Here is a 25431-nt window from a genome sequence, read left to right as displayed (position 1 = left end):
AACCCGCGGTTTATCAAGATGACATGAGTCAAGTTAACCGTGCTTTGACGGGTTTTTCCGGCAGGTGCTGCGGCTTGCCGGTGATGACGTAGAGCACCCCCGCCACCAGACAGACGACACCTACCAGGGTACTCATGGGGGGCATGATCCCGCGCAGCATAAAGGCGTACAAGAGCCCCGCCAGAGTCTCGAACACGATGAGCGGCCCGACCAGCACGGTCGGCAGGCGCTGGCTCGCCTCGTTCCAGCACAGGGTGCCGAGCCAGGAGCAGAGGAGCCCCACCGCCCCCATCAGCAGCACGAAGCGCAGGGGCGTCGGCCCGAAGGGCAGGGGAAAGTCCGGTGCGCTCAGGGCAAGATGGCCGAGGCTGCCGAGATAGGCAATGAGCGCCACCGGCAGGGTCACCAGCCCCTGGGCGGTGGCCCAGACGGCCGGACTGCGACCCGGGTGCTCGCGCAGCCAGCGGGCGTTGCGCAGGGGATACCAGGTCCAGCACAGCACGGCGCCCACCGCCAGGGCGAGCCCAAGCAGTTGTTCGGTGCGCGCCTCGGTGTGCCAGGTCAGCTCGGCGCTGTTGACCAGATAGAGGCCGGCCCCCATCAGCACCAGGGACGGGTAGAGCCGGGTGCGGGAGAGGCGACCGTCCCGTGCGCCATAGAGGCGGTTGGCGGCCAGGGCCGTCACCACCGGCAGGGTGCCGATAAACATGGCCGCCAGGGGTGAACCGATGCGCAAGATGGCCCCCGACAGGCAGAAGTAGTAAAGGAGGTTCCCCACCAGAGTGAGGGCGAGGGCCTCTCGCCAGTCGCTGGCCGAGAGGGCCGCCAGGTGTTTGCGGGCCTGCCAGGCGAGCGGCAGTACGATGAGGCCGAAGGCGAGGTAGCGGCCGCTCGCGAGCAGGGCGGGGGGATAGCCGTCCACCAAGAGGGGGGCGACGAAGATGAGCCCCCACATCAGGCCGGCCAACAGGGCAAACAGGACTCCGATCAACATGTTTCATATCCGGTAAAGAAGAAGGAGGCCAGCCTAGCAGGGAGGAAGGGGGGCGTATTGAACCAGATTGCGCTTTAGCGGCCAGCCTGCACCTGTTTCTGGTAGCGGACCGGGGTGGTGCCATAGCGGCGCAGGAAGGCACGGTTGAGGTGGGACTGATCGGCCAGACCACAGGCGGCGGCCACTTCGGCTGCGGGCAGGCCGGAGGCCAGCCACCCCTTGGCGCGCTGCAGGCGGATGGCCATCAACATCTGCTGGGGGGTGACGTGAAAGCGGGCCTTGAAGCTGCGCTGGAAGTGGTAGGGGCTGAGGTTCACTGCACCGGCCAGCTCGGCCAGGGTAATGGGGCGAGCGAAACAGGCCTGCATATAGTCGATGGCGCGGCCCAGAGGGTGTGCCGCTTCGCGCGGGGCCGCCAGGGCCCGGGCATGGGGGCGCAGGGTCTCGCACACCCTTAGCAGCAGGCCGTCGGCGGCGAGCTCGCTGTCACAGTGCCAGAGGGCATCCAGGGCCGCCTGCAGGACGGGGGCAGTGCGCGGATCGCTTCGCACGGCATCGGTGAAATACCAGTCGCGCTCGCCGCTGATGGCCTCGAGCCGATCGGCGGGCAGGTAGAGCATGCGATAGCGCCACCCCTGCTCGCAGGCTGACTCGCCCGTGTGCAGCTCATCGGGGTTCATCAGCACCAGGCTGCCGGGACCGGCCAGGAGCTGGCTGCCGCGATAGCGAAAGCGCTCGGCACCGCACTCGATGACACCAAGGCCAAACCCCTCGTGACTATGGGGATCGAAGATGTGGTGCTGGATGTGGGCGCGATAGAGCTCGGTCGCAGGCTGCCCCGGCAGGGCGCGAAAATCGGCCCTGTCGTGCTGATGGGTAAAGTTGACCGGCACTCCCTGCATCCTGACCTCCTGTCAATGAGCCTTCATCATAGGGCGCCGCGGGGCGGCGGCCAAGTCTAGGCCTGTGAGGCGCACTCGCGCTCAAGGGCGGTGCGGATCTCCTCTGCGGTCTTGATGGTGCGGATGCGACGAAACAGCTCGTCGGCCTGGGGGTATTCCCGCACTATGTAGGAGAACCACTGCTTGATGCGACTGGGGTAGTAGTCGGCCTTGTCGCTCGCCAGATCCTGCTCGGTGTAGGTCACCATCAGTTGCAGTACCTCGGCCCAGCTCATGTGGGCACACCCCGTCTTCATCACGTTGGCCAGGTTGGGGAGGGAGATGGCGCCTCGGCCCACCATGAGGGCATCGCAACCGGACACCCGGGCACAGGTCAGGGCATCGGCATGGTTCCAGATCTCGCCGTTGGCGGTGACGGGGATGGGCAGGGCACGGCGGATGGCGTCCACGTACTCCCAGTGTGCCGGTGCCTTGTAGCCTTCGCGCTTGGTGCGGGCATGCACCGCCAGCTCGTTGGCCCCCCCCTGATAGACGGCCTGGGCGTTGTCCAGATAGAGATCCTTGTCATCGTATCCCAGACGGATCTTGGCGCTCACCGGCAGGTGGGCAGGCACGGCCTCCCGCACCGCCTTGACGATGCGATAGACGGTCTCGGGCTCCTTGAGCAGCACGGCGCCCCCCTTGCTCTTGTTGACCGTGGGGGCAGGGCAGCCGAAGTTGAGATCGACCCCGGGAGAGCCGAGCTCGATGGCCCGGATGGCATTTTCTGCCAGCCACTCCGGATGTTGTCCCAGCAGTTGCACCCGTACCGGGGTCCCTGCACGGGTCTTGCCATCCTGTTTCAGCTCGGGGCAGAGGCGATGGAAGACCTTGGCGGGCAGCAGTTGATCGACCACCCGGATGAATTCACTGACGCAGAGGTCGTAATCATTGACGGAGGTGAGGACCTCCCGCATCAGGTGATCCAGCACCCCCTGCATGGGGGCCAAAATAACGCGCATAGCTGCTTCCGAAGACAAGGGGAGAAAAAAGAGCGCAGATTGTAGTGGCAATGGCCGGGATTGTCAGCCGTCTGCCCACTCGATGGCCCCCATCGACGGCCGCAGACTGGGCCAGGCTGTCAGCTTCCGGGCCAACTCTGTTAGGCTAAAGGCAGAGAAACACTAGAGGAGTACCCATGAAACGCTGGTGTCTGATGGCCCTGGGCTGGCTTGCCTTCGCCACCGGGATAGTCGGGATAGTCCTGCCCCTGCTGCCGACAACCCCCTTCATGTTGCTGGCGGCGGCGCTGTTTGCGCGCTCCTCCCCCCGCTTTCATGGCTGGTTGCTGGCGCATCCCTGGTTTGGCCCCCCCATCCTCGACTGGCAGCAGTATCGCGGCATTCGCCGCCACGCCAGACGCCGCGCCATCATCTTCATCCTGATCTCGTTCTCGGTATCGCTGCTGGTGGTGCCATTGCCCTGGGTGAGATGGCTGCTGGTTGTCATAATGGTGATCCTGCTCACCTGGTTGATGCGTCTGCCGGTGCTGGAGCCGGTTGCAATGAAGAAGTGAAATCCCTAAGCTATCGCGGCAATAATGCTATGGAGTTGGCTCGTCATTTTTGCGTGACGGGCCTTTTTATTGCCCCCAGGCGGAGACCCCGTGCGCCGCCATGGCAGGGCTCAAAAAATAAGCGGTCAAATAATGAATCCGGAAACCCTGAAGTTTATCGAAGCGAGCATCAAGACCATTCCCGACTATCCGAAGCCGGGCATCCTGTTTCGCGACATCACCAGCCTGATCGAGAATGCCGAGGCCTTCAAGGCCACCATCGATCTGCTGGCCGATCATTACCGTGATCAAGGCATCACCAAGATTGTCGGCACCGAGGCCCGTGGCTTCATCTTCGGCGCCCCGGTTGCCTACGCCATGGGGCTGGGGTTCGTGCCGGTGCGCAAGCCGGGCAAGCTGCCCCGCGCCGTCATCGAGGAGTCCTACGCCCTGGAGTACGGCACCGACACCCTGCAACTGCACACCGATGCCATCGTGCCCGGTGACAAGGTGCTGGTGGTGGACGATCTGCTGGCCACCGGCGGCACCGTCGATGCCACCGTCAAGCTCATCCGCCGCGCCGGCGGTGAGGTAGCGGATGCCGCCTTCATCATCTCCCTGCCGTCCCTGGGCGGTGATGCCCGCCTGACCGCCGCCGGCGTCAAGGTGGTCTCTCTGGTGGAACTCGCGGGGGCGTAAATCGCCCCTTCGCGCGGCAGGCCTCGTCACCCTGCTTTCTGCCGCAAACCGGTGCCTGAACGGGCACCGGTTTGAAATTCAAGCGATCCCTCCCAAGGCGGCGCATCCCCCATACAGCCAGCCCTCCATTTGTGTTAGCATCCAGCCTCAATGCCTCGTTTCCCAGCATCGAGATCTATGAGCTATCAAGTTTTGGCGCGCAAATGGCGCCCCCATACGTTTGAACAAGTGGTCGGCCAGCAACATGTGCTGACTGCCCTGACCAATGCCCTGGATCAGGGACGGCTTCACCATGCCTACCTGCTGAGCGGGACCCGCGGGGTGGGCAAGACCACCATCGCCCGCATTCTGGCCAAGAGCCTCAACTGCGAGCAGGGGATCAGCAGCCATCCGTGCGGTGTGTGCGATACCTGCCGCGAGATCGATCAGGGCAATTTCGTCGATCTGCTGGAAATCGATGCGGCGTCTCGCACCAAGGTGGAAGACACCCGCGAACTACTCGACAACGTGCAGTACCGTCCGGCCCGTGGTCGTTTCAAGGTGTACCTCATCGATGAAGTGCACATGCTGTCGCGCCACAGCTTCAATGCGCTGCTCAAAACCCTGGAAGAGCCGCCCCCCTATGTGAAATTCCTGCTGGCCACCACGGATCCGCAGAAGCTCCCCATCACCATCCTCTCGCGCTGCCTGCAGTTTCATCTCAAGAGCCTGGATCAGACCCAGATCGCCAGGCAGCTCGAATGGGTGCTGGATCAGGAGGGACAACCCTTCGAGCCTCGCGCCCTGCTGGCCCTGGCCAAGGCGGCCGACGGCAGCATGCGCGATGCCCTGAGCCTCACCGATCAGGCGTTGGCCCACGGCAACGGCAGCGTGCGCCTGGAGAGCGTGCTCACCATGCTGGGGACCCTCGATCATCACCACCTGCACCAGTTGCTGGAGGCGGTGCTGCGCCAGGATGCCCCGGCCACCATGGCCAAGATCACCGAGATTGCGACCCTGGGGCCGGATTTCGATCAGCTTCACGCCGAGCTGGAAGCCTTGCTCCACCGGGTGGCCATGGCGCAACTGCTCCCTGCGAGCGTGCAGGAGCAGGGGGCGGATGCCGATGCCTTGCTGCAGCTTGCCGGAGCCATGAGCCCGGAAGAGGTGCAGCTCTGCTATCAAATCGTGCTGGGGGGGCGCAAGGATCTGCCCTGGGCCCCTGACGGGCGCACCGCACTGGAGATGACCTGTCTGCGGATGCTGGCCTTCTCTCCCCGGCGCGAGGTGGTCCATCCCGCCAACCTGGCGGCCCAACCTCTCATGACAGGGCACTCCGGCGTGATGGCGGCAGCGAGGGAAAGCGCGCCGCTCCTGCCGGGAAAGCCCCAGGGGGCTGAGTCGGCCCCGGCTGCCAGCGCAGCACCACAGGCTCCCGCCGCGCCAGCATCGGTCCTTGAGGCCGAGCACGTCGCCCCCGCACCCAAGGCGGAGGAGGGTGCAGTGCTGGATCCGCTCTTTGCCGAGCAGGATGAGCTGCTGCGCGAGGCCGAACGGATGGGTTACGAGGCCGTGGTGCCCGCCAGTCCGCCTGCAGAGCCTGCCTCTGCGCCGTTGGCGGCGGATGACGCCGGGCAGATGCAGCAGGTTGAGGTCCAAGGGGAAGACGTCACTATCTCTTCGACCTCCAGCATGCAGAGCCTGCTTGGCAAGCGCAATTTGCTGCGAAGCCGCCTGCGTGGCGAGCAGAGTGCAAACGCCGCGCCTGCCCGGGTCACTCCCGTCAAACCGGTGGCCGCTACCAAACCGGCCCCGATGCCTGCCGTCGCGACTTCGCCCCAGGCCGAGGTGCAACCAGCGGCGCGGCCCGAGATGCCGGGGCAGGGATCTGCCATGCAAACGGGGTATGACGACCTGCCCCCTCTGGATGCCTATGAAGAGGGGGCCAGTGACTACGAAGAGTATCTGAGTCAGGGGTTTGACGAGGGGTTTGCCAGTGCCCCGTTGCCCACGCGGGCAGTGACTTCCGCCCAGCCAGCTCCCGCCACCATGGATCCTCCTTCGCAGGAGGATCTGCCGCCCTGGGATCTGGGCGCTGACGTCGGCAGCGCGGATGCGGCGGCACCTGCTGTTGCCGCTATGGTGCCTGCCGCGCCTCCAGTGGCCGCGAGCGAGCCTCAGCCCGCCATTGCATTGATGGAGACCATCGACTGGGATGCCCTGGAGAGCGACGCCCAGCCCGAGGAGGAGGGAGAGGTCGCCCGTCTGATCCCCTCGTCCTTGCTGGTCAATTGCGGGGACGCCTGGGCCGAGCTCATCGCCCGCACCGGGGTGGGGGGTCGGCTGCGTCAACTGGCCATCAACGCGGTGATGACCCGGGAAGGCAATCGGGTCTCCCTGCTGCTCAAACCCGAGCAGCGCCATCTGGTGAGCGACAAGGCCCGCGCCGATCTGGCCGAGATCATCAGTCCCGAGCTGGGCGGCCCGGTTCACATCGATGTGACCCTGGGCTCGGATCCCGCGCGGGAGACGCCGCTCGAGATAGAGCACCGTCTCTATCTCGGGGTGCGTGAACAGGTGAGCCGGGATCTGGCGGCGGATCCCAACGTACAATTCTTGCAGCAGCGTTTCGGCGCCGTGCTTCATCCCGAGAGCATCGAACCCCTGAGTCGCTGAATTGCGGTGAAAAAACCGTGCCGGGGTTTGTCCCCGGTTGAAAAGACCTTTGGCTGCCCCCATTTAGGGCAGATGAACCCACAGCCCGGCGCTGGATGCCGGATTTCAAGACGAGAGACGATCTATGTTTGGTAAAGGTGGAATGGGTAACCTGATGAAACAGGCCCAACAGATGCAAGAGCGCATGCAGAAGATGCAAGAGCAGCTGGCCCAGATGGAAGTGGTCGGCGAGGCGGGCGCAGGCATGGTCAAGGTGACCATGGCCGGCAGCCACAGCGTGCGTCGTATCGAGATCGATCCCAGCCTGATGGAAGATGACAAGGAGATGCTGGAAGATCTGGTCGCCGCCGCCGTCAATGACGCCGTGCGCCGCGTGGAAGAGCAGAACAAGGCCAAGATGGGCGAGCTGACCGGCGGCATGCAACTGCCCCCGGGCTTCAAGATGCCCTTCTGAGGATACTGCCCGTATCCGTTTCCCCTCCTCTGGGAAGGGGAAAAATGAAAAGGCCAGAGCCAAGCTCTGGCCTTTTGCATGTCGGCAACCCCGGGAACGGCCATGCGCAGATCATGGCGGGGGCGGCGCACTTGCCTGCGCCAGGGGGGAGAAGCCCTCGACCAGATGATCGATGAGGGCGCGGATGGCAGGCAGCAGACCGCGGCGTGAGGGGAAGACCGCGTGGATCACCTCCTGGCGCGGGGCCCAGTCGGGGAGCAGACGCACCAGCCGGCCATCGGCCAGGGGCTCATTCATCATCATGGTGGGCAGTTGCACGACCCCGAGCCCGTCGATCGCCCCCTGACGCAATGTCTGCATGTCGGTGGTAGCAAAGCGGGGGCTGTGGTGCTGTTTGACTCGGGCCCCATCGGGGCCCAGCAGGGTCCAGTGATGGCCTTCCAGGCTGGCGCCATGACCGAGGCTCGGCCATGACAGCAGATCTGCGGGGGCCCGGGGCATGCCGAGTGACGCGACAAGGGCCGGGCTTGCCACCAGACACTGGGTCGCATAACCCAGCACCCGCATGGCGAGATCGCTGTCCTCCAGGGGCAGTGGTCGCACCCTGAGCGCCATGTCCAACCCCTCCGCGACCAGATCCACCGCCCGGTTGACCCCGACGAGCTGCACCTTGACGCTGGGATGGGCCAGGGCGAACGAGACCAGCATCCTCCCTACGTGGGCGTGCAGCAGATCGATGGGGCAGGCGATGCGCACCAGACCGCAAGGCTCGCTCTGGGTCGCGGCGATGAGATCCTGCGCCGCATCGGCTTCCACCAGCATGGCCCGGCAACGGGTGTAATAAGCCTGCCCGAGTTCGGTGACGGTGAAGCTGCGGGTGGAACGCTGGATAAGACGCACCCCGAGTCGCTCCTCCAGCATGGCGATGCGGCGGCTGAGCCTGGATTTGGGCATGCCGAGGGCCCTGCCGGCCTGGGCAAAGCCCCCGTGATCCACCACCTGGACATAGAAATAGAGGTCGTTGAGATCCTGTTGCATGGGGTTATCGTTCACAAAATAGGACGCTGATGGCCAATTTTACGTCTACCGGACGCAGCGTTCCAGACTCACAATGCGAGCAACGACACATCCCGTGACGATCACCCAGGAGAGCATCATGAAAAGAGTCATCGGTATTTACAGCGCCCCTCGACAACACTGGGTCGGCGACGGATTCCCGGTTCGCTCGCTGTTCTCGTATCAGACCCATGGCCGCGCCTTGAGCCCCTTCCTGCTGCTGGACAGGGCTGGCCCGGCACATTTCGAGCCCGCCGATCATGCCAGGGGAGTGGGGGAGCACCCGCACCGTGGCTTCGAGACGGTCACCATCGTCTATGAAGGGGAGGTCGCCCATCGCGACTCGACCGGTCAGGGGGGGATCATCGGTCCGGGAGACGTGCAGTGGATGACGGCCGCCGCCGGCATCATGCACGACGAATTCCACTCCCAGGGGTTCACCCGTCGTGGTGGCACCCTCGACATGGTGCAGCTCTGGGTCAACCTGCCCGCCAAACACAAGATGTCGACGCCCGGTTATCAGGGCATCACCAGCGACACCATCCCGCAACTGAGCCTCAAGGAGGGCGACGTGCGGGTGCGCATCATCGCCGGGAACGATGCCGGGTTGCAACAAGGCGAGGTAGAGGGGCCAGCCCGCACCTTCTCGCCCATGAACATCTGGGATTTGCGGCTCAAGGGCGGGGCCAGCGTGGTGCTGCCGGCGGTAGCGGGATGGAACAGTGCCTTGGTGGTACTCAAGGGCTCTCTCATTATCAACGGTCAGGAGCGCGCGGGCGAAGCACAACTGGTGCTGCTCGATCCCAACGGGGAGGAGTTCATGCTGGAGGCGGAGGGCGAGGCCAGCTTGTTGCTGTTGAGTGGCGAGCCCATCGATGAACCCATCGTGGGTTATGGGCCCTTTGTCATGAACAGCGAGGCAGAGATCCATCAGGCGATAGATGATTTCAACAGCGGCCGGTTCGCCGTCATCGCCCCCTGAGACAATCCCGATAAAAACAAAGCGCCTGATGGCGCTTTGTTTTTTTATGGGCCCTGGTCAACCGAGCCAGCCGAGGGCCAGCGCCAGCCTGCCGCACAAGGCGGCCAGCAGGATGCCAAGCAGGGTGCGCAGCAGCCAGATCACCACCAGCTGTCCCACGCTCACCGGGATCCGGGTGGCCAGGATGCAGGGGATGGAGGCAGAGAAGAAGAGCACCGAGCTGACCGAAACCACGGCCGCGACATAGCGCACCAGCAGGTCGGCATCCTTGAGCAGGATGGCGGGCAGGAACATCTCGGCCAGACCGGCCGAGAGGGCCTTGGCGGTGGCGAGCGGCTCGCCGAGATCCAGCAGCCAGGTCAGTGGCCAGAGCAGCCAGCCCAGCAGATCGAACAGGGGGGTGTGCTTTGCCAGCAGCAGGCCCAGCAGACCGACGGACAGTATGGTGGGCACCACGGCAGCGGCCATGTGAAGACCGTCCCTGAGGTTGTCCTTCAATTGCCGCAGCAGGGGATCTGCCTGGTGGGACTGGGTCAGGCCGCAGGTGAGGGCCGCCTGCCAGCGGCTCATGCCAGCCGGTAGAGGCTCGTCGGTCTCCCCATGGTGAGCCAGGCGACTGATGGGAGGAACGCGCGCCAGGATGGCGGTGATGACGAAAGTGATCACCAGGGTGGACCAGAAGTAGAAGTTCCAGTGTCCCATCAGGTTGAGGGTCTTGGCCACGATGATCATGAAGGCGGCTGAGACGGTGGAGAAGCCGGTGGCGATGATGACGGCTTCTCGCACCGTGTACTTGCCCGCGAGGAAGACCCGGTTGGTGATGAGTAGGCCCACCGAGTAGCTGCCGACGAAAGAGGCGACCGCATCGATGGCGGAGTGACCCGGCGTGCGCCACAGGGGGCGCATCACGGGTTGCATCAGCACCCCGATGAATTCCAGCAGGCCGAAACCGAGCAGGAAGGTCAGGGCCATGGCGCCGATAGGCACGATGAGACCCACAGACATGGCCAGTTTGTCGAACAGGAAGGGGAGGCGATCCGGGGTCATCAACCAGGCAGGGCCCCAGTCTGTGACATACAAAATGGCTAGGGCCAGCCCGAGCAGCTTGAACAGGCTCAATACCCTGTCGATGGGACGGGCGCGCCAGCGGCCATCCAGCAAGGGGGTGATGGCGCCATAGGCGATGAGCAAGAGAATGAGGGTCAGGGCAAGGGGGCGCTGGGCAATCAGAAAGCCGGCCAGGTGATCCACCACTATGGTGCTGCGCCCGCCAAGCTCGAAGGGAACAAAAAAGATGGCGATGCCAAGCAGGCTGGCCAACAGCAGCTTGATGCCGGCCCCTGATCCTGCCGGTGCAGTGAGCGTGTGTTCAGGTTCCATTTTCTCTCCTTGTGATCCGCATGGTTCAATTCCATTGAGGGGATGATTTGTATATACAATATCGTCCGGCGCTCAAAATGGAAACACCAAAGTCACCAAAATGCAACATGTGAATCGGTGTGGATGCAGATGACCCCAATGTTGAAAAGCGTGATCTTGGGGGGAAGAGGGGCCGGGATGGCGAGTGGGTGGTTAGACATCAAGAGGTAAAACAGGGAGGTAAGCGACCAGCGCCAGGAAAAACATGAGCGGCTATTTACCCTTTTTGGCCATATTCATTCATGAGCCTATATTCATGACTATTTATGAATAAATCATAAACCCTTTGTTCATTTGACTACTTTTCGACTATCCCATTGCAGAGTAAGATGCCTCTTCAATAAAAATAAGAATTAGGAGTTCGGGTGTGAAGGCATTAGAGAAAGAAAGGATATCGCCCTATATCAGCCAGTTATACGAGTGCGGTATTAATGATTCTGACATTAAGCTCGTCGTGGACCAATTTCGTGCCGACGTTTCCTGTAGTTCATCCCTGTTTTTATTGCGGGATGATGACAAGAGCGACGGAATAAAGCTTTTTTCCAGCGGTCTGACCGAGGCCCAGCAGCAGTTTTACCTGCAACATCATCGCCAGGATGTGTGGTTCAACCATTACCTGGATAAAGGGTGCAAGGGGATTGTCAGCGCCAACAGCATTTCAAGCTCGGTGGGCCTGCTGGCAAGTTTCGGCGCCCAATTCGCCGCCGGCGGCGTCTGCCAGGTGAAAGGGAGGGGGCTGAGCAGCCTGTGCAGTTACCGTGGTGCAACGCAAGATGATTTCAGCAGTCGCGACCTCACCTCGCTCTCGGAAATCTATTCCGGACTGGCGGCCTGGAGCCACCATTATTGGAACTTGCTGGCCCTGGAAACCCAGAACTATCAGTTGCAACAACTGGTGAAAAACCATAATAAGCCCAGCGCCATCATAGACGACAAGGGGCATATTCATTATTCCAATGTGGCCTTCAACCGTATCGCCGATGAAAATGTGGAATTGCGGGCCATCAATGGCATTTTCTCTTTGCAAAATAAGGAGCAGCAACGTCAGCTCAAGGAGATCCTCAATGGCTTTGCCTATTTGCTGCCCGGCGCCAGCGCCTATATGTCCATTCCCCGTCAGCCTAACCTGCGCCCGCTGCTGGTCCAATGCACCCTGATGAGCGGACTCAGCCGCTTTGAACGCTATGTGGAAGTGGTGCTGCGTGACCCCGAGCACGCCTTCAACCCCGACATCGAAGCGCTGGCCAGCCTCTATCCTCTCACCATTGGCGAGAAGGAGCTGCTGGTGCTGATGAGCAAGGGTTACAGCAGCAACGACATTGCGGAGCTGCGCGGTGTCAAGGTGGAAACCGTCCGCTCCACTCTGAAAGGGGTGTTCAAGAAGACCGACTGCCACAGCCAGAACGAGCTCTTGCTCTTGCTGCAATCCATCTCCTGATCCATGCGGACTATGCTTGGAGTGAGCCGGACATAGTGCCCGGCTCTTGCCTCCCCTCGGGAGGCTCGTTGGGGGAAAGCGTCATGGAATCACTCAAAGCAAAGGACTACATGCAGACCAAGCCCATCACCTTCAGCGCAGAGATGATGGTACAGGCGGCGGTGGAAAAATTTCTCAACAGTCATCAGTTGGGCGGCCCCGTAGTGGACAGCCAGGGACATCTGATTGGCTGGGTCTCCGAGCAGGATTGCATCGCCGTCATGTTGAAAGAGGCCTACCACTGTGAACAGGTGGCCCAGGTCAGGGATGTGATGCGCAAGGAGGTGCTGGCCGTCGGCCCCGATACCAGCATCCTGGATCTGGCGGAGATGATGATGGGTCAAAAGCCCAAGATCTATCCTGTGGTGGAGGAGGGGCGCCTGCTCGGGGTCATCAACCGCCACAATGTGATGCAGGCCATCCACGCCCAGCTTGGCACCTGTTTCGTGCATCAGGCCAGAGTCTGAACGGTGTTGTCTGGTTGTTTTCAAAGAGCAGGCTCCGGCCTGCTCTTTTCATCCGTGACGGTCATGACGCCTCCGGCTTGATATGCTGGCGCGGCGCTTTAAGGCTTGCACCGCCCAGCCTCGCTCTTTAGGATCTCCCCCAGCTATCGATATGGCCCTTGATGGGCACTCTTTTAAGGAATTCGTACCTTGTCTCTCTCTATCGAGGCGCTGCGCCGCCGTCTTACCGCCTGCATGAATCTCGACGCCCGCCGTCTCTCCAGTCGACTGCACGGGGTCAAGAAGCTGCCGGAAGCCAATCAGGCTGCCGTGCTCGAGACCATCGCCGCTGACCTGGATGTGGCACAGGCGCGCTACCAATCTCGTCTGGCGGGCGTGCCCAAGGTCACCTATCCGGACAATCTGCCGGTCAGCCAGAAGCAGGCGGAGATCGCCAAAGCCATTGAAGAGCATCAAGTGGTGATCATCGCCGGCGAAACCGGCTCGGGCAAAACCACCCAGATCCCCAAGATCTGTCTGGCGCTCGGGCGCGGGGTCAAGGGCCTCATCGGCCACACCCAGCCACGCCGTCTGGCGGCCCGTACCGTCGCGGCCCGTATTGCCGAGGAGATGGAGTCCGAGCTTGGCCACTACGTGGGTTACAAGGTGCGCTTTACCGATCAGGTGAGCGAGCAGACCCACATCAAGCTGATGACCGACGGTATCCTGCTGGCGGAGATCCAGAACGACCGGATGCTGACCCAGTACGACACCATCATCATCGATGAGGCCCACGAGCGCAGCCTCAACATCGACTTCATCCTGGGCTATCTCAAACAGCTGCTACCAAAACGCCCGGATCTCAAGGTGATCATCACCTCGGCCACTATCGACCCCCAGCGCTTCTCCCGCCATTTTAACAAGGCGCCGGTGATCGAGGTCTCCGGTCGCACCTATCCGGTGGAGGTGCGTTACCGCCCACTGTTTGTTGATAAAAAAAGCAGTGACAAGAGCGAAGGGCTGGAGGAGCGCGACGAGCTGCAGGGGATCTTTGATGCGGTGGAAGAGCTGGCCCGCGAGGGGCTCGGGGACATCCTCATCTTCATGAACGGCGAGCGGGAGATCCGCGATACCGCCGATGCCCTGCGCAAGCTCAACCTGCGCGATACCGAGGTGCTGCCGCTCTACGCCCGCCTCTCCAACGCCGAGCAGAACAAGGTGTTCCAGCCACACGCCGGACGGCGCATCGTACTGGCCACCAACGTGGCGGAGACCTCGCTGACGGTGCCGGGCATTCGCTACGTCATCGATCCGGGCACCGCCCGCATCAGCCGCTACTCCTGGCGCACCAAGGTGCAGCGCCTGCCCATCGAGCCGGTCTCCCAGGCCAGCGCCAACCAGCGTAAAGGGCGCTGTGGCCGGGTGGCGGACGGTATCTGTATCCGCCTCTACTCCGAGGAGGATTTCAACGGCCGTCCGGCCTTTACCGACCCCGAGATCCTGCGCACCAACCTGGCATCGGTCATCCTGCAGATGCTGGCGCTCGGCCTTGGCAATATGGAGGCGTTCCCCTTCGTCGAGCCACCCGAGTCGCGCCATATCAAGGACGGCCTGACCCTCTTGAAAGAGCTGGAGGCGGTGCGCGAGCTGCCCGCCACCGGCGATCGCGAAGCCAAACTGCAGCTGACCGAGACCGGTCGCCAGCTCTCGCGCATTCCACTTGATCCGCGTCTGGCCAAGATGGTGATCAGTGCGGCGCAGACCGGCTGCCTGAGCGAGGTGATGGTGATCACCGCCGCCCTCAGCATTCAGGATCCCCGCGAGCGGCCCATGGAGAAAAAGCAGGCCGCCGACGAGCAGCACAGACGCTTTGAAGACAAGGATTCCGACTTCCTCGCTTTTGTTAACCTCTGGAACTATCTGAAAGAGCAGCAGGATGCCCTTGGCAGCAACCCGTTTCGCCGCATGTGCCAGAAGGAGTTTCTCTCCTACCTGCGGGTGCGCGAGTGGCAGGATATTCACTTCCAGCTGCGTCAGACGGTCAAGGAGCTGGGCTTCAAGGCCAACCAGGAACCGGCAGATTTCAAGACGGTGCACTGCGCCCTGCTGACCGGCCTCTTGAGCCATATCGGCAACAAGGAGCTGGAGAAGCCCGAGTTCCTCGGCGCCCGCAATGGCCGTTTCCACCTCTTCCCGGCCTCGGGTCTGTTCAAGAAACCGCCCAAGTGGGTGATGGCCGCAGAATTGGTGGAGACCTCGCGCCTCTACGCCCGCATCAACGCCAAGATTGAACCGGAGTGGGTGGAGCCGCTGGCAGGTCACCTCATCAAGCTGCACCACAGCGACCCCCACTGGTCGAAGAAAAATGGCGCCGTGATGGCCAAGGAGAAGGTGACGCTTTATGGCCTGACTCTGGTCAACGAGCGCACCATCAACCTCAGCCGTATCGATCCGGCGCTGTGCCGCGAGCTCTTTATCCGCCGCGCCCTGGTGGAGGGGGATTTCGAGACCCGTCACCGCTTCTTCAGCGATAACCGCAAGCTCCTGGCCGAGGTGGAGGCGCTGGAGCACAAATCCCGTCGGCGCGACATCCTGGTGGATGACGAGGACTTGTTCCGCTTCTACGATGCTCGTTTGCCGGAGGAGGTGATCTCCGCCCGCCACTTCGACAAGTGGTGGAAAGAGGCGCAAAAGCGGGAACCCGAACTGCTCAACTTCGAGAAAGAGATGCTGATGAAGGGGGATGCGGCCCACATCAGCGATCTCGACTACCCCAACTTCTGGCAGCAGGGGCGTCTCAAGCTCAAGCTGACCTATCAGTTCGAGCCGGGGGAGGCCGCAGATGGTGTGACCCTGCATATTCCGCTTCCGCTCCTGAATCAGGTGGAGGTGAAGGGGTTCGAGTGGTTGATCCCCGGGCTGCGTCACGAGCTGTTGGTGGCCCTCATCAAGTCGATGCCCAAGCCGATGCGCAAGAATTTCGTGCCGGCGCCGAACTATGCCGATGCGCTGCTTGCCACCCTCAATCCCGAGCAGGGGCCGCTGTTGGACGAAATGGAGCGTCAGCTGCGCCGCATGACCGGCGTGACCGTGCCCCGCGAATCCTGGGATTGGGCTGCGGTGCCCGATCACCTGAAACTCACCTTCCGTGTGGTGGACGACAAACACAAGAAGGTGGCGGAAGGCAAGGATCTGGAGGCATTGAAAGAGTCCCTGCGCGGCAAGGTGCAGGAGACCCTGTCGCAAGTGGCGGACGATGACATCGAGCAGTCTGGCCTCACCCTGTGGAGCTTTGGCGAGCTGCCCCAGGAGTACAGTCAGAAGCGGGGCGGGTTCGAGGTGAAAGCCTATCCGGCCCTGGTGGATCAGAAGGATTCGGTCGCGATCCAGCTGGTGGAGAGCCCTGTGGTGCAGCAGCAGCTGATGTGGGCAGGCCAACGCCGGCTGGTGCTGCTCAACGTGCCATCCCCCATCAAGTACCTGCAGGAAAAGCTGCCCAACAAGGCCAAGCTCGGGCTCTATTTCAACCCCTTTGGCAAGGTGGCCGAGCTGATTGACGACTGCATCGCCTGCGGCTGCGACAAGCTGATTGAGCAGCACGGTGGGATGGCGTGGGACGAGGCCGGTTTCGAGGCGCTCAAGGAGTATGTCCGCGCCGAGCTCAACGATGCGGTGGTGGAGGTGGCCAAACAGGTGGAAGCCGTGCTGACCCTCTCCCATGAGATCAAGAAACGGCTCAAGGGCAAGATGCAGCTCGACACCGCCTTTGCCATGTCGGACATCCAGCAGCAGTTGGGTAACCTCATTCACAAGGGCTTTGTCACCGAGACCGGCTGGCAGCGGCTGCCTGACTTGCTGCGCTACCTGCGGGCCATCGAGCGGCGGCTCGAGAAGCTGGCCATCGATCCCAACCGGGATCGGGTCTACATGCTCAAGGTGCACAGCGTGGAGTCGGAGTACAAGGCACTGCTCGCCAAGATCCCCAAATCCCAGCTGATCCCGGCCGAGGTGGCCAATATCCGCTGGATGATCGAGGAGCTGCGAGTTTCCTTCTTCGCCCAGCAACTGGGGACGCCATACCCTATCTCGGATAAACGGGTGCAGAGCGCCATTGCCCAGTGCTAAGCTGCTATCTATCTGTTTTCTGAGCCATAGTGTGAAAGCAACGAGACGCCAAAGGGAAGGGAGGCCGTCATATGCTGGGGATCTGGTTGGGGGTGGCACTGGTCAACATCAGCGGGTATCAACCCATTGCGGAACAAACCTGGGTGCAGCTCAACCCGGAGTTCTATCCGGTGCAGCGCCCCGTGCCGCCCATTTTTGCGGCCTGGCGGGGCAATCAGTTTCCCCCTCTTGAACAGAGAAAGAAGAATGGCCGCTGGCAGATCCTCTTTCCTGCCCGGCTGGTGCCCCCCTTCGATCTGTTCGAAGGGGAGGCCCAGCTCTCCAAGGCTTACCTGGCCAGGCTAAAGCGCATCGATGAGATGGCCTATGGCATGGCGCCCCACCAATCAGTACAGCAAGCCGCCTCCTCGGCCCCCTCGTTCGAAGTCCCGGGCGCTGTCGCCTTTGTCGCCGAGTTCTCCCTGCCTCGGGAGAGGAAGGCGCGGATGCCCCTGGGGGAGCCCTTGCTCGCACGGCTTGGGGGGCAGGGAGTCCCCACCCAGGCCTTGGCAAGACAGGGAGATGCACAGCCCATGGCCACCGCAGATTCTGCCCCTGAGCAGGCGACCCTGACTCTTTCCGCCACGGCGGCAGGGGAGGCATCGCGGGTTTGTCATCAGGTGGCGGCGGGAGAAACCCTGTGGCGCATTGCAAGCCAGCTTCAGTCAAAGGAGGCCGGCGGCTCGGATACTTACAGTTATCTGCTGGCGCTGGTGCAGGAAAATCGTGACAGGATGGCCAAAGGGATCCAGGTACAGGCCGGGCTGCGCCTCTATTGCCCGAAAGCGCAGACTCTGGCGCAATTCGATTCCCTGAGCCCGGCCCAGCGACAGCAGCAGTTTGCCCGTCTGGAGCAGGGGCGTTAGGGGATGGCGAGAGGCGTGGTGGAGTGCCTTTTTGCCTAGAGAGGAGTGCCGCGGGTTCTTTCCTTGTATCCCCTCCGGGCCCGTGCTAGTATTCGCGCTCGTTTTGCGAGGTGCTGACCGGTCGCAGTCAACACCATACATTCATCTTAAAAGAGATAATCACTATGTCTTTCGTATTCCAAGCTGAAGTCCGTTCTGACCTGGGGAAAGGTGCGAGCCGCCGCCTGCGTCATGCTGACCTGGTTCCTGCCATCGTTTACGGTGCAGGCAAAGAAGCCGTGTCCGTTACCCTGGACCACAAAAAGCTGATCCTGGCCCAAGAGAAGCCGGAGTTCTACTCCTCCGAGCTGACCCTGGTCATCAACGGTGAAGAAGTCAAAGTGAACGTGAAGGCTATCCAGCGTCACCCGGTTCGCTACAAGCTGGTTCACCTGGATTTCGTTCGCGTCTAATCGACAACGAACTTTCCTGTGAAGAGGCCACCCAATCGGGTGGCCTCTTTGTTTTTACAGCATTTTTTCCGGGAAAATAAAATACTCAAACAGCACTATTGGTCTTTACTTGTAGGCATGATTGACAGCAGGACACGTGTTGTGGTGCTCTGATGTTCAAAAAGTACTCGGGTAAGTCCATTTTTCGGGGCGATGTTGACCGTTATGAAAGGAATCGTACGGACATATATCCTGCTGTTTTCACCTATTCTGCTGCTGGTCCTGGCGGGTGGCTATCTGCTGGGCAATGCACTGATCGAGCGCGAGCTCTATCGCGTTCGCAGCGATGAAAGCACCTTCCTGGCGCTTGCCAGCGGCCGCCTTGACGGCGAGCTGGCGGTGCCGCTGCGCCATGTGCGCAGCATGTCGGAAGAACCCATCCTGCTCGAAGCGGCGGCTCGCAATGACCGTGACACCCTGGCCGTCCAGTTCACCATCCTGCTGAACCGCAATCCCGACTATGCCCAGGTGCGTTGGCTTGCCCCGGATGGCATGGAGCGGGTGCGCATCGATCGCCAGGGCCAGCGTCTGTGGCGTGTGACGGACGACCAGTTGCAGAACAAGGGGGAGCGTTACTACTTTCGCGATGCCATGGCGCTGCCCTGGGAGCGGGTCTACGTCTCGCCGCTCGATCTCAACGTTGAACACGGGGTGATCGATCGCCCCTTCAACCCCATGATCCGCATTGCCAAGCGTCTGCGCCTTGGGGGACGTGATCTTGGTCTGCTGCTAATCAACGTCCAGGCTGCCCGTATGCTCAAGGAGTTTGCCGACAACCGCGGCAAGGCAGCCGATCACATCATGCTGTTCAACCAGGATGGATACTGGCTGCGCAGCCCGGACCCATCCCGGGAGTGGGGCTTCATGCTCGAGCGCCCGGATCTGACTCTGAAGCAGACTTCTCCCCAGGCCTGGCAGGCGTTCTGGGACGCATCAAACGGCCAGATGGAGTCTGCCGACGGACTCTGGAGCTGGACCACCCTGTACCCGGCACAGAATCATGATCAGCTGATCTGGAAAGCCGCGTCCCTGGTGCCGCACAGCGAGCTGCAGGCCATTCGCACTCATATCTGGGGGATCATCTTGGCCGCCAGCGCCGTGCTGCTGCTGTTGTTTGGTGCCGGTGTGGCTGCACTGGTGCGCAGCAGGCACAAGGAGCAACTGGCCCAGCAGGAAGCGGCCAGGTTGGCACAGGTCAAAGGTGATTTCATCGCCAACATGAGCCACGAGATCCGCACCCCCATGAACGCCATCATGGGGCTGACCTACCTGCTCGAACAGGGAGGGCTCGACGATGGTCAGCATGCCCTGGTGCGCAAAATCCACCAGGCCGGGCAGGCGCTGCTCGGGATCATCAACGACATCCTTGATTTCTCCAAGATTGAGTCGGGTCGGCTCGAGCTTGAGCGGGTGCCATTCAGTCTCGAAGAGGTGCTCGATCACGTGGCGGCCATCATGTCCACCTGCGTTGGCCAGAAGCACCTCGAACTGGTGGTGAGCAGTGCCCCCGAGCCGGTTTCCCATCTGATTGGGGACGCCCTGCGCCTCGAGCAGGTGCTGCTCAACCTGACCGGCAATGCCATCAAGTTTACCGAACGCGGCGAGGTGGAGGTCAAGGTTGTGCTGGAATCAGAGCAAGACGGCATGGCCACCTTGCTGTTTCGGGTGCGCGACACCGGGATCGGCATTCCCCCCGAGCAGCAGGCCAACATTTTCAATGCATTCTCCCAGGCAGACTCCTCCACCAGTCGCCGCTTCGGGGGCACCGGGCTTGGTCTGACCATCAGTCGCCGCCTGGTGAATCTGATGGGGGGGGATATCGGCGTCACCAGCGAGCTTGGCAAGGGGAGCGAATTCTGGTTCCGCGTCCGGCTGGAGCAGGTGGAGCGGCCCGAGGCCTTGAACGAGCGCCTGCAGCACATCTCGCTGCTCATCGCCGACGACAATCAGGTGACCCGCGACGCCCTGTCGATGACGGTGGGTTCCCTCGGATGGCAGTCGCGGGTGGTGGAGTCCGGTGAGCAGGCGCTACACCATCTGCTGCGCCAGGGGGAGCGTTTCGACGTGATCCTGCTCGACTGGATCATGCCGGGCATGGACGGGCTCGAGACCTGCCTGGCCATTCGCCGCGCCTTCGAGCAGCAGGAGCGTTCACCCATCATCATCATGGCGACCGCCTATTCCCAGGATGAACTGATGCACCGCCCCGGCTCGGATCAGGTGGATCTGGTACTGCACAAACCGGTCACCGGCTCCAGTCTCTACAACGCGGTGGCGCGTCTCATCCACGAGAAGCGCGAGCATGTGGAGCCCCTTGAGAGTGGCCAGCGCCGTCTGCGCCTGCCGGGCGTGCACATACTGCTGGTGGATGACAGCGACATCAACCTGGAGGTGGCGACCCGCTTGTTGCAACGGGAGGGGGCCGAGGTGATGACCGCCATCGATGGGGAGCGAGCCCTGGCCTGCCTGGCAGATCCGGCACGGCGCATCGATCTGGTGCTCATGGATGTGCAGATGCCGGTGATGGATGGCTACGAGGCGACCCGTCGCCTGCGCCTGCTGCCGGGGCGGGAGGAGACTCCCGTGCTGGCACTCACCGCAGGGGTATTCAAGGATCAGCGGGAGGCGGCGCTGGCCTCTGGCATGAACGACTTCATAGCCAAGCCGCTCGATGTGGAGCAGCTCATCGCGACCTTGCTGCGTTATCTGCCGGACGTAGTCCTGCCGCTCACCGTGAACGACGAGCGACTCCCCCACGAGCCGGTGGCCGGCATCGATATCGATACCGGACTGCGCAACTGGGGTGAAGCCTCGGTCTATCTTAAATACCTGCGGCGTTTTCGCGATGACTACATGACGGTCGGTACCGTGTTGCCGGGTTACATCGCCCAGCACGAGACCGATGCGGCCGCGAGCCTGACCCACAAGCTCAAGGGGGTGGCGGGCAGCCTGTCGCTCACCGATGTGGCGCGTATCAGTGCCGAGTTGAACGAGGCCATCGAGCAGGGGAGCGATACCAGCCAGCTTATCGCACCCTTCCTCGAGGCCCTGGAGCGGGCACAACACTCCATCGATACCTATGCCGGGCGCGAGCCGGGCGCGGTCAGTTCCCCGCTGGCCCAGGGGGAAGCGCGGGAGGTCTGCCTGCACGCCCTGCATCAGGCCCTGGTGAGCGAGGATCTGGATCTGATTGAGCCGGCGCTGAGCCAGGCAAGGAGTCACTTGCCTTGCGAGCTGGTGAGCGAAATAAGTGCAGCCCTGGAGCTGTTCGATATCCCGTTCGCCACCCGCAAGCTGGAGGATTATCTGGAGGATCGGGAGGAACCTGCGCCATGAGTCGACCGCGCGTGTTGATCATCGACGACGAGCCGAGCAACCTCGGGTTGCTGCGGCAAATCCTCAAAGAGGAGTACAACCTCTTCTTTGCCAAAGGGGGAGAGGAGGGGTTGGCCGCCGTGGGGCGTCACGAGCCGGCACTTATCCTGCTGGACGTGCGCATGCCCGACATGGATGGTTACGAAGTGTGCCGCCGGCTCAAGGCCGATCCGGCTCACGCCGGGATCCCGGTGCTCTTTATCACCGCGAGCGACAACGCAGACAGCGAGAGCCAGGGGTTCGAGGCGGGCGGAGTGGATTATATCTACAAGCCGGTCTGTCCGAGCACGGTGCGTGCCCGGGTGCGCAATCATCTCTCCCTGGTGCGCCTCGATCAGCTCGAGTGCAGCTATCGCACCGCCATCGTCATGCTGAGCGAGGCGGGCCACTACAACGACACCGACACGGGGGTGCATATCTGGCGCATGGCCGCATACGCCCGGGCCCTGGCTGATGCGGCGGGCTGGAGCCCGGAGCAGTCGGATCTGCTGGAGCTTGCGGCCCCCATGCACGACATGGGCAAGATTGGTATCCCCGATCACATCCTCAAGAAGCCCGGCCCCCTCACCGAGGAGGAGTGGGTCATCATGCGAAGTCATCCACGCATCGGTTACGAGATCTTGAGGCGATCCGATGCCCCCATTTTTCGCATGGCGGCGGAGATTGCCCTGCACCACCACGAGAAATGGGACGGCTCGGGCTACCCCGCTGGCGAGACCGGTGAGGGGATCCCCGAGGCGTCGCGGATAGTGGCCATCGCTGACGTCTTTGACGCCCTGAGCGTGCGTCGTCCCTACAAGGAGCCCTGGCCCCTGGACCGGGTGCTGGCTACCATGCGCGATGGTGCAGGCCAGCACTTCGATCCCCGGCTGCTCTCCCGTTTTCTCGAGATCATGCCGGAGATCTTGCGCCTCAAGGCGCAATGGGATGCCCGCGAGGAGCGGGGGGATTACCAGATGGGCTGTGTCAGATAGGGATTGCTGGCCCGTTCGTGACCAAAGGTGGAGCTCGGGCCATGGCCCGGAATAAAGACGATCTCATCCCCGAGCGGCAGCAGGGTCTCGGTGATCGACTTGATCAGCGTCCCGTGATCCCCGCGCGGGAAATCGGTGCGGCCTATGCTGCCGGCAAAGAGCACATCCCCCACCCATGCGAGGCGTTCTGCCTGGCAGAGCAGCACGATGTGGCCCGGAGTGTGGCCCGGGCAGAAATAGACCTCCAGCTCGCATTTGCCAACCTGTACCTTGTCACCCTGTTCGAGCCAGCTATCCGGTGTAAAGGCCGGAGTATGGGCAAAGCCGAACATCTGGCTCTGCTGGGGCAGGATATCGAGCCAGAAAGCATCCTCCTTGTGGGGGCCGGTAATGGCGATACTGGTTCTCTCGCGCAGCTCGGCGGCGGCGCCCACGTGATCCAGATGGCCGTGGGTCAGCAGGATATGGGTCAGGGTCAGCCCCCGTTTGGCAATGGCGGCCAGCAGCTTGTCCGCCTCGCCGCCGGGATCGACGAGGGCAGCCTGGCGGGTCTCGTCACACCAGATAAGGGAACAATTCTGGGCGAACTGGGTGACCGGGATCACCTCGAACTTCAACATGTGGGACTCTCCTGAGGGGTCTGAAGGGGGGAGCGTTTGGCGAAGAAGGCGAGGCAGGCCTCCTTGTCACCACGAAACAGGATCCGCTCGCGCTTGTTGTCCAGCTGATAGCGGTACATGGGGTCATAGTAGCGAGTCAGCAGCAGCCTGATCCAGACCAGATGGGCGCGGGTGTCCCCGCTCTGGGCCTGTTCCCTGAGGGCGGCCTGCAACAGCCCATCGAGTTCGCGATAATCCTTGTCCCCGAGTCGGCGCTTGAGCCTGGCCATGGCGTCGGTGAGGTAGCCGGCAAAGAGGGGCCAGCCTGCATCTGGCCCATGGAACTCCAGATAGCGCAGCCAGAGATCCTGCACGTAATCGGTGCGGATCTGCTCGGCCCGTGCCTCCTGCGGCACCTCCACCACCACCAGAGGAGCCCGGCACATGGCCTCATAAAGGTTGAGTGGCAGGGCGCAGCGACCGATGAGACGGCTCTCGTCTTCCAGCACAAACTGTGATTCCCCCCGGTTGCGACGCTGAAGCAGCTCGATGGCAAGCCGGTTTTCGAAGTCGATGTTGCCGGGTTGCCCACCCGGCAGCTGGCCAAACGACGACCCCCTGTGACGGGCGTGCCCTTCCAGATCCACCGCCTGGGTGATGTGCGCCAGCATGTGGGTCTTGCCGGAGCCGGTCATGCCGGTCAGCACGGTCCAGTCGCACTCTGCACTGGCCTTCGCCTGGGTCTCGATGAGAAAGTGGCGCAGCGCCTTGTAGCCGCCCGCGACCCGGGGGCGGGTGATGCCGGCCTCGGCCAGCCACTGCTGCACTGTCTGGGAGCGCAGGCCGCCGCGAAAACAGTAGAGCAGGGCGTCGGGTTGCTGGCGCAACCTGGCCAGCCAGCCTTCCATGCGCGCGGCGCGCACCGCGCCACCCACCAGTTGATGGCCCAGGGTGATGGCTGCGGCCTGTCCCTCCTGCTTGTAACAGGTACCGACCCGGGCACGCTCCTCGTCCGTCATCAGCGGCAGGCTGACGGCGGTGGGAAAGGCCCCTTCCTTGAACTCGACGGGGGCACGCAGATCGATGAGTGGAACCTCATCCAAAAAGATCTGGGCGTAATCCGTGGCCAGTGGCAGGACACTCATTGGACAACCTCGATGAACTGGTTGCCGGTGCGGGCCTGCAACTGGCCGATGGGAGAGAGGGGCAGCCCTGCCTGTGCGGCAATGGCAAGGAGCTCGGCTTCACTTTCTTTACCGACGGCCACCAGCAGGCCGCCGCTGGTCTGCGGGTCGCACAGGATGTTGCGAGTGCGATCATCCATGGCACCCAGCTTGTCACCATAGGAGTCGAAGTTGCGCAGGGTACCGCCCGGTACGCAGCCCTCACTCAGGTAGTAATCCACCTCGTCAAGCAGCGGCAGCGCCTTGAAGTCCAGACGGGCACTGACGCCGGAACCTTCGCACATCTCCAGCAGGTGGCCTGCCAGTCCAAAACCGGTCACGTCGGTCATGGCGTGCACGCCGGGTAAGGCGGCGAAGCGCTGGCCAATCTTGTTGAGGGTGCACATGGCATCCGGGGCCAGTTGCTCATGCTCGGGCTTGAGCTTGCCCTTCTTCTGAGCTGTGGTGAGGATGCCGATGCCAAGGGGCTTGGTCAGATAGAGGGTGTCGCCCACCTGGGCGGTGTCATTCTGCTTGATGGCGTCGAGTGGCACGATACCGGTCACCGCAAGACCGAAGATGGGCTCGGGGGCGTCGATGCTGTGGCCACCGGCGAGCGAGATACCCGCCTCGTGGCACACCTGGCGGCCGCCGTCGATCACCTGCTGGGCCACTTCCGGCGCCAGCGTGTTGATGGGCCAGCCGAGGATGGCGATGGCGACGATGGGCTTGGCGCCCATGGCATAGATGTCGCTGATGGCATTGGTGGCGGCGATGCGACCGAAGGTGAAGGGATCGTCGACGATGGGCATGAAGAAGTCGGTGGTGGAGACGATGCCCTGGCCGTTGCCGATATCGACCACGGCGGCGTCATCTTTGCTGCTGTTGCCGACCACCAGGGTGGGGTCGTCAAAGCCCGGGATCTGGCTCTTCAAGATGGTGTCGAGCACCTTGGGGGAGATTTTGCAACCGCAGCCAGCGCCGTGGCTGTATTGGGTCAGACGAATGGAAGACATGCTTTCCCCTTGTGTGGGCAGACTTGCGTGTACAAATAACTGCTGTGGCACCGTCAAATGTGCGCGCAAAAATAGGGTGGCCCTGGCGGCCTGTGAACACAGTGATGTCAGGCTGCCTGGCAGGACGGGAGGAGGGCAAGGATGCGCCGGCGAAGCCCCGCCGAG

At 62.4% G+C, this 25431-nt stretch carries 20 protein-coding genes; 12 read left to right on the top strand and 8 right to left on the bottom strand.

All coding sequences use genetic code 11. The features are described from left to right. Nucleotides 1-28: 28 nt before the first annotated feature. From AB5Y89_RS19750 to dusC, 3 genes are all read right to left on the bottom strand, one after another. Complete coding sequence (locus tag AB5Y89_RS19750; RefSeq protein ID WP_323920694.1) at nt 29-994, bottom strand: DMT family transporter; 966 nt, start codon at nt 992-994, stop codon at nt 29-31. Between the two features lie 74 nt (nt 995-1068). Next, complete coding sequence (locus AB5Y89_RS19745; RefSeq protein ID WP_128295888.1) at nt 1069-1896, bottom strand: AraC family transcriptional regulator; 828 nt, start codon at nt 1894-1896, stop codon at nt 1069-1071. 56 nt (nt 1897-1952) lie between these two features. Continuing rightward, a complete protein-coding gene (gene dusC, locus AB5Y89_RS19740; RefSeq protein ID WP_103243143.1) occupies nt 1953-2897 on the bottom strand; it encodes a tRNA dihydrouridine(16) synthase DusC in 945 nt (314 codons plus the stop codon). A gap of 176 nt (nt 2898-3073) precedes the next feature. Here dusC and AB5Y89_RS19735 point away from each other — a divergent pair, with 176 nt between their 5' ends. From AB5Y89_RS19735 to AB5Y89_RS19720, 4 genes are all read left to right on the top strand, one after another. Next, nucleotides 3074-3451, top strand: coding sequence for a YbaN family protein (locus AB5Y89_RS19735; protein ID WP_039039141.1), 378 nt, complete (start codon nt 3074-3076; stop codon nt 3449-3451). 132 nt (nt 3452-3583) lie between these two features. Further along, entirely contained in the window at nt 3584-4129 is a 546-nt protein-coding gene (gene apt, locus AB5Y89_RS19730) for an adenine phosphoribosyltransferase (RefSeq protein ID WP_010674707.1), read from the top strand. Nucleotides 4130-4306: 177 nt separating this feature from the next. Then, nucleotides 4307-6784 carry a DNA polymerase III subunit gamma/tau gene (dnaX, locus tag AB5Y89_RS19725; protein ID WP_139737182.1) on the top strand — a complete coding sequence of 826 codons (2478 nt, stop codon included), beginning with the start codon at nt 4307-4309 and terminating at the stop codon, nt 6782-6784. A gap of 124 nt (nt 6785-6908) precedes the next feature. Next, nucleotides 6909-7238 carry a YbaB/EbfC family nucleoid-associated protein gene (locus AB5Y89_RS19720; RefSeq protein ID WP_005301028.1) on the top strand — a complete coding sequence of 110 codons (330 nt, stop codon included), beginning with the start codon at nt 6909-6911 and terminating at the stop codon, nt 7236-7238. Between the two features lie 111 nt (nt 7239-7349). Here AB5Y89_RS19720 and AB5Y89_RS19715 read toward each other — a convergent pair whose 3' ends face one another. Then, nucleotides 7350-8276 (bottom strand): LysR family transcriptional regulator, encoded by a 927-nt coding sequence (locus AB5Y89_RS19715; RefSeq protein WP_114522870.1) that lies wholly within the window; start codon nt 8274-8276, stop codon nt 7350-7352. A 118-nt stretch (nt 8277-8394) separates the two neighbouring features. On the opposite strand from AB5Y89_RS19715, the gene AB5Y89_RS19710 reads away from it, so the two are divergent. Then, nucleotides 8395-9276 (top strand): pirin family protein, encoded by an 882-nt coding sequence (locus AB5Y89_RS19710; RefSeq protein ID WP_043152681.1) that lies wholly within the window; start codon nt 8395-8397, stop codon nt 9274-9276. A gap of 57 nt (nt 9277-9333) precedes the next feature. Here the strand turns inward: AB5Y89_RS19710 and AB5Y89_RS19705 are convergent, their stop codons facing one another. After that, nucleotides 9334-10656, bottom strand: coding sequence for a YjiH family protein (locus AB5Y89_RS19705; RefSeq protein ID WP_010674712.1), 1323 nt, complete (start codon nt 10654-10656; stop codon nt 9334-9336). 406 nt (nt 10657-11062) lie between these two features. Here AB5Y89_RS19705 and AB5Y89_RS19700 point away from each other — a divergent pair, with 406 nt between their 5' ends. The 7 genes from AB5Y89_RS19700 to AB5Y89_RS19670 all read left to right on the top strand — a co-directional run bounded on the left by AB5Y89_RS19700 (nt 11063) and on the right by AB5Y89_RS19670 (nt 22488). Continuing rightward, nucleotides 11063-12133, top strand: coding sequence for a transcriptional regulator (locus AB5Y89_RS19700; RefSeq protein WP_045524846.1), 1071 nt, complete (start codon nt 11063-11065; stop codon nt 12131-12133). Between the two features lie 83 nt (nt 12134-12216). Beyond that, entirely contained in the window at nt 12217-12639 is a 423-nt protein-coding gene (locus AB5Y89_RS19695; protein ID WP_010674714.1) for a CBS domain-containing protein, read from the top strand. Between the two features lie 189 nt (nt 12640-12828). Further along, nucleotides 12829-16743 carry an ATP-dependent RNA helicase HrpA gene (hrpA, locus tag AB5Y89_RS19690; RefSeq protein ID WP_368224328.1) on the top strand — a complete coding sequence of 1305 codons (3915 nt, stop codon included), beginning with the start codon at nt 12829-12831 and terminating at the stop codon, nt 16741-16743. A gap of 71 nt (nt 16744-16814) precedes the next feature. Further along, nucleotides 16815-17648 (top strand): hypothetical protein, encoded by an 834-nt coding sequence (locus tag AB5Y89_RS19685; RefSeq protein WP_368224327.1) that lies wholly within the window; start codon nt 16815-16817, stop codon nt 17646-17648. Between the two features lie 164 nt (nt 17649-17812). Continuing rightward, complete coding sequence (rplY, locus tag AB5Y89_RS19680) at nt 17813-18100, top strand: 50S ribosomal protein L25 (protein WP_010674717.1); 288 nt, start codon at nt 17813-17815, stop codon at nt 18098-18100. 204 nt (nt 18101-18304) lie between these two features. Next, nucleotides 18305-21475: a response regulator gene (locus AB5Y89_RS19675; protein WP_045524849.1), complete on the top strand. Its 3171-nt coding sequence runs from the start codon at nt 18305-18307 to the stop codon at nt 21473-21475. After that, complete coding sequence (locus AB5Y89_RS19670; RefSeq protein ID WP_039039149.1) at nt 21472-22488, top strand: HD domain-containing phosphohydrolase; 1017 nt, start codon at nt 21472-21474, stop codon at nt 22486-22488. Before AB5Y89_RS19675 ends, AB5Y89_RS19670 begins: the two co-directional genes overlap by 4 nt. Here AB5Y89_RS19670 and AB5Y89_RS19665 read toward each other — a convergent pair. The 3 genes from AB5Y89_RS19665 to selD are packed head-to-tail and all read right to left on the bottom strand — an operon-like array spanning nt 22464 to nt 25266. Continuing rightward, nucleotides 22464-23108: an MBL fold metallo-hydrolase gene (locus AB5Y89_RS19665; protein ID WP_368224326.1), complete on the bottom strand. Its 645-nt coding sequence runs from the start codon at nt 23106-23108 to the stop codon at nt 22464-22466. The genes AB5Y89_RS19670 and AB5Y89_RS19665 overlap by 25 nt on opposite strands. Further along, a complete protein-coding gene (gene mnmH, locus AB5Y89_RS19660) occupies nt 23102-24232 on the bottom strand; it encodes a tRNA 2-selenouridine(34) synthase MnmH (protein ID WP_368224325.1) in 1131 nt (376 codons plus the stop codon). The genes AB5Y89_RS19665 and mnmH overlap by 7 nt, the downstream gene beginning before the upstream one ends. Next, nucleotides 24229-25266 carry a selenide, water dikinase SelD gene (selD, locus tag AB5Y89_RS19655; RefSeq protein WP_368224324.1) on the bottom strand — a complete coding sequence of 346 codons (1038 nt, stop codon included), beginning with the start codon at nt 25264-25266 and terminating at the stop codon, nt 24229-24231. Before selD ends, mnmH begins: the two co-directional genes overlap by 4 nt. Between the last annotated feature and the right edge of the window lie 165 nt (nt 25267-25431).

Source organism: Aeromonas sp. s4 (assembly GCF_040907855.1).
In the GTDB taxonomy this organism is placed as follows: domain Bacteria; phylum Pseudomonadota; class Gammaproteobacteria; order Enterobacterales; family Aeromonadaceae; genus Aeromonas; species Aeromonas caviae.
This window is presented reverse-complemented; position numbering and strand designations above follow the sequence as displayed.

Bases quoted from the DNA above. Each gene is read 5' to 3' on its own strand.
- AB5Y89_RS19750 (WP_323920694.1), bottom strand. From the start codon at position 994: ATGTTGATCGGAGTCCTGTTTGCCCTGTTGGCCGGCCTGATGTGGGGG.
- AB5Y89_RS19745 (WP_128295888.1), bottom strand. From the start codon at position 1,896: ATGCAGGGAGTGCCGGTCAACTTTACCCATCAGCACGACAGGGCCGAT.
- dusC (WP_103243143.1), bottom strand. From the start codon at position 2,897: ATGCGCGTTATTTTGGCCCCCATGCAGGGGGTGCTGGATCACCTGATG.
- AB5Y89_RS19735 (WP_039039141.1), top strand. From the start codon at position 3,074: ATGAAACGCTGGTGTCTGATGGCCCTGGGCTGGCTTGCCTTCGCCACC.
- apt (WP_010674707.1), top strand. From the start codon at position 3,584: ATGAATCCGGAAACCCTGAAGTTTATCGAAGCGAGCATCAAGACCATT.
- dnaX (WP_139737182.1), top strand. From the start codon at position 4,307: ATGAGCTATCAAGTTTTGGCGCGCAAATGGCGCCCCCATACGTTTGAA.
- AB5Y89_RS19720 (WP_005301028.1), top strand. From the start codon at position 6,909: ATGTTTGGTAAAGGTGGAATGGGTAACCTGATGAAACAGGCCCAACAG.
- AB5Y89_RS19715 (WP_114522870.1), bottom strand. From the start codon at position 8,276: ATGCAACAGGATCTCAACGACCTCTATTTCTATGTCCAGGTGGTGGAT.
- AB5Y89_RS19710 (WP_043152681.1), top strand. From the start codon at position 8,395: ATGAAAAGAGTCATCGGTATTTACAGCGCCCCTCGACAACACTGGGTC.
- AB5Y89_RS19705 (WP_010674712.1), bottom strand. From the start codon at position 10,656: ATGGAACCTGAACACACGCTCACTGCACCGGCAGGATCAGGGGCCGGC.
- AB5Y89_RS19695 (WP_010674714.1), top strand. From the start codon at position 12,217: ATGGAATCACTCAAAGCAAAGGACTACATGCAGACCAAGCCCATCACC.
- AB5Y89_RS19685 (WP_368224327.1), top strand. From the start codon at position 16,815: ATGCTGGGGATCTGGTTGGGGGTGGCACTGGTCAACATCAGCGGGTAT.
- rplY (WP_010674717.1), top strand. From the start codon at position 17,813: ATGTCTTTCGTATTCCAAGCTGAAGTCCGTTCTGACCTGGGGAAAGGT.
- AB5Y89_RS19675 (WP_045524849.1), top strand. From the start codon at position 18,305: ATGAAAGGAATCGTACGGACATATATCCTGCTGTTTTCACCTATTCTG.
- AB5Y89_RS19670 (WP_039039149.1), top strand. From the start codon at position 21,472: ATGAGTCGACCGCGCGTGTTGATCATCGACGACGAGCCGAGCAACCTC.
- AB5Y89_RS19665 (WP_368224326.1), bottom strand. From the start codon at position 23,108: ATGTTGAAGTTCGAGGTGATCCCGGTCACCCAGTTCGCCCAGAATTGT.
- mnmH (WP_368224325.1), bottom strand. From the start codon at position 24,232: ATGAGTGTCCTGCCACTGGCCACGGATTACGCCCAGATCTTTTTGGAT.
- selD (WP_368224324.1), bottom strand. From the start codon at position 25,266: ATGTCTTCCATTCGTCTGACCCAATACAGCCACGGCGCTGGCTGCGGT.